The sequence below is a fragment of the Parafrankia sp. FMc2 genome (genome assembly GCF_041008525.1).
Taxonomy (GTDB): Bacteria; Actinomycetota; Actinomycetes; order Frankiales; family Frankiaceae; genus Parafrankia.
Genome location: NZ_JBFLUG010000294.1, coordinates 1 through 3,579, shown reverse-complemented (window position 1 = coordinate 3,579; position 3,579 = coordinate 1). Strand labels below are relative to the sequence as shown.

The following is a 3,579-nucleotide window of genomic DNA, read 5'->3' as shown; positions in this document are numbered from 1 at the left end:
GGGTACGGCTTACGTTCCACCATGTCTTCCAGCAGAACGCACCAGCCCCCACACGCAACACGATCAACCCCGCACGCCAGACATCACCTCAACCCGAAACCCAGCGAACCCGTACAGAACACCCTCTAGTACATGCTTGACAGCAAACCTCCGCCTGTGATCTTGTTCTGCGGATTGGCGGCGGGTTGTGGATCAGCAGGCGACGGCCGACCACCGGGCCGGGCGGTGTGTGGGGTGTTGGCCGGCTCGCCGATCGGTGAGGTCGCGGTCCGCTACGGCACGACGCGGCAGTCGCTGGACACGTGGCGGCGCCAGTTCACCGCCGAGGGGAAGGCGGGTCTGGCGGACCGTTCCCGGCGTCCGCGCACGAGCCCGACGAGGCCGGGTCCCGAGGTGGAGGCGCTTGTCAACGGGCGCTGAAATCGGGATCTGGATCTGTCCCTGATCTTGTGATCAGGCTGACCCCGGGGCAGCATGCTGATCACGATCGACCCTCTGTGATCATGTGCCGGGTGCCTCTCTGACCTTGGGGTTCTCCTTCCGCACCTGTCGGGTCTCGTTGTCGATCGGATGGACCGGTCTGGTGATCGGCTGCGGTTACGGGCCCGTGTTCGAGGAGCCGCTGGTGCGTGCCCCGGATGCGGGGTGGTCTCGGAGCGGGTCCACGGGCGGTATCGCCGCCGGCTGGTCGATGCGGCGATCGCGGGTGCCCACGTCGAGATTGATCTGCTGGTCCGGCGGTTCCGCTGCCTGACAGCCGGCTGTCCGCGGGTGACGTTCGCGGAGCAGGTGGCGGGTCTGACGAGTCCGCATGCCCGGTTCACCCCGCTCGCCAGTCGGATGATCGAGGCGATCGGGTTGGCGTTGGCGGGCAGAGCCGGAGCACGCCTCGCCGGCAGGATGGGCCTTCCCGCGGGCCGGAACACGCTGCTGCGCCGAGTCCGGGTTCTGCCCGACCCGCGGATCGGGGTGGTGACGGTCCTCGGGGTGGATGACTTCGCGCTGCGCCGGGGTCGGGTCTACGGAACAGTCCTGATCGATCTCGACAGCCGCCGGCCGGTGGACCTGCTGCCCGACCGGGAAGCGGCGACGTTCGCCGGCTGGCTGAGCGAGCATCCGGGCGCGCAGGTGATCTGTCGGGACCGGGCCGGTGCCTACGCCGAGGGTGCCCGCACCGGCGCCCCGGAGGCGGTCCAGGTGGCGGACCGCTTCCATCTGTGGAGCAATCTCGCCGGATACGTCGAGACGACGGTCGCCCGGCACCGTTCCTGCCTGGTGCAACCACCGGCCACCGACGAGGCTGCGGACGAGCCGCGGGCGGACCTCGGTGGCGGCGCGCAGCCGGTCGAGCGACGGCCAGGGGCGCTCAGGGTTGACATGATCCGCGGTGACGGGAGAGACGCCACCCCAGTCGTCGATCCCGGCGTCGAGGAGGAGGCTCAGCTCGTCGGACAGTTGGGCGATGCCTGCACGTGCACTTCGGGTGGCAGAACGAGCCGCGCCAGCGCGATAGGGCCTGCGCATACCTCACCGATTCGCGACAACACCGCCAACCATCCCGACCCGCATGGTCGGCGGACCCCCCGGACCGCGCCCGGCTCCGTCCACGACCGGGCTCCCACACCGACCGCTACAGGCGGGACGCGGGGTGATCACAAATCGGGCTGGCTCTCCTTGGCAGATGCCGGAACCGTTTCCAAAATCTCCAGCGGTGAAGGCGACGGACCTACGACAATAGGCCGTGTCGATCAGGTCTGCCAGGGTGAGGTATCCGAAGGCGATGCGGGGCACGGTTCCTCGGTTGCGGAGGAGGCCGCGCAGGTCGTCGGCGTCGTAGCCCTTGTCGGCGCGCGATTTGACGGGCCCGCGGCGGCGAAGCCATAGCCGGCCGGCTACGTAGCCGGCCACAGGTGTCAGCCTGGTGTGGTGATCGTCTGGGGGTTGTGCGGTGGGTTCCGTTCGAGGAACAGGACGGTGGCGTCGTCCCTGAGGCGGCCGTCGTGATGGTCGAGCAGCGCGCGCATCAGGCGGCGCAAGGTCTCCTGGACGGGAAGCCCCATGTCCTGCTCCCGCAGGATGAACTCCACGAAGCGGGCCAGGCCGAACTCCCTGCCGGCAGCGTCGCGGGCCTCGGTGACCCCGTCGGTGTAGAGGAGCAGTCGATCGCCCGGTTCGAGATACTCCTGGCAGACGGTGGCGGTGAGCCCGAGGTCGGTCCCGAGGGGATGCGCGGGTTCACACAGCGGCGTGGTGATCCACCGACCCCCACGAATGATCACCGGAGGGTGATGGCCGTGACTGATCCAGCTCAGCTGCCCGGTGGTGGTGTCGAGTTCGGCCAGAATCGCGGTCGCGTACCGAGCCGAGCCGAACTGGTCGATGAGGCTGCGTTCGATCTCCTGTGCGGTGCGAACCAGATCCAGTCCCTGCCGGCGGTGAGCCCGGCAGGCGGCGACCGCCAGGTTCGCGCACAGCCCGGCGGCGGCATCGTGGCCCATCGCGTCGAAGATCCCCAGATGGACGATGTCACTGCCCACGGCGTAGTCGAACGCATCCCCACCTACCTCGTACGCCGGTTCCATCGCCGCGGCGATCTCCACCCTGTCGTTGGCGAACGACGGCGGAGCCATGAGCTGCCACTGCATCTCCGCGGCCACGGACATCGGCCGGCTGCGGATCAACCGAGCATGGGAGTCGCTGACCGCCCGCTTGCTCACCAGCAGCAGTCCGACGAGAGCCGCGAGCTGGCGCATCGCGTCCTCGGTGTCGGAGTCCAGATCCGTGCTGATCGCGACCAGGAGGAGTCCGAGCCGTTCCGTCCCGTCCAGTACCGGCACCCAGTACTTCCGGAGGCCCGCAGCCGCATCGGGCGAAGCACTCAGCAGTCTGATCTCACGGAACGCCTGCCCGGCCAGACTGCCGTCCACCCGCAGTTCCTCGCCGCCCTCACCGGCGTCGAGGCCCCGGCCGGTCACCTCCCGCAGCACCTCCGCGCGGAGATCCGCCACATAGATCCGCACCTGATGCAGCCCCGAGCCAGCCGCATGCTCGGCCACCAGGCGGGGGAGCTGCTCGAAGGTCGCCGGACGCCCGAGATCGACCAGTGCACCGAGCATGCGCCCGATGTCTGCGGAGGAAACGATGAGAAGCCGCCTACCCAACGAGAACCAGCCTGCCCAACCCGCACTCTGCCACGGATGCCGCGGCGGGACCACACGACAGGAGCAGGATCTTTGACAGAGGCCATCCACCCTGTTGATCGATCACGGGTTGCCGAACATGCCGTCACCGCTGCCGGATTCCGCCAGAAGGGGACGAAACGGTCACGCCGGCTGATCCCCGCACTGCCGGGATACCAGGCCGCCCCGCGACTTTCCCTCGGACACCATGAGGTGAGCCCCGTTTCTCGGACACCTGCGTAGCAGGAACCCTATCTGGCTTATGCGGCGGTTCACTCACCCAGCCGGCGTGCGCGGCCAGGAACACGGCCATCTCGGCCTGGAGATGGATGTTCAACCGGTCCCACACCACCACCAGCCGACCCCCGGGAAGCTGCGCGTGCGCGGCCAGGAGAAGATC

At 68.6% G+C, this 3,579-nt stretch carries 2 protein-coding genes and 2 pseudogenes; 2 read left to right on the top strand and 2 right to left on the bottom strand.

Annotated elements, in window-relative coordinates; genetic code table 11:
- The first annotated feature begins 234 nt into the window (after positions 1-234).
- Together AB1460_RS36310 and AB1460_RS36305 are read left to right on the top strand one after the other, a co-directional pair.
- Positions 235-420: a helix-turn-helix domain-containing protein gene (locus tag AB1460_RS36310; RefSeq protein WP_368967023.1), complete on the top strand. Its 186-nt coding sequence runs from the start codon at positions 235-237 to the stop codon at positions 418-420.
- 150 nt (positions 421-570) lie between these two features.
- A pseudogene (locus AB1460_RS36305) lies at positions 571-1,209 on the top strand (ISL3 family transposase); the annotation flags it as partial.
- A gap of 114 nt (positions 1,210-1,323) precedes the next feature.
- On the opposite strand, the pseudogene AB1460_RS36300 reads toward AB1460_RS36305, so the two are convergent.
- A pseudogene (locus AB1460_RS36300) lies at positions 1,324-1,511 on the bottom strand (hypothetical protein); the annotation flags it as partial.
- A gap of 402 nt (positions 1,512-1,913) precedes the next feature.
- Positions 1,914-3,116 (bottom strand): PP2C family protein-serine/threonine phosphatase, encoded by a 1,203-nt coding sequence (locus AB1460_RS36290; protein ID WP_368967022.1) that lies wholly within the window; start codon positions 3,114-3,116, stop codon positions 1,914-1,916.
- Positions 3,117-3,579: the final 463 nt, after the last annotated feature.

Excerpts from the sequence above, each read along its gene's own strand:
- AB1460_RS36290 (WP_368967022.1), bottom strand. The coding sequence starts at position 3,116 with ATGCTCGGTGCACTGGTCGATCTCGGGCGTCCGGCGACCTTCGAGCAG.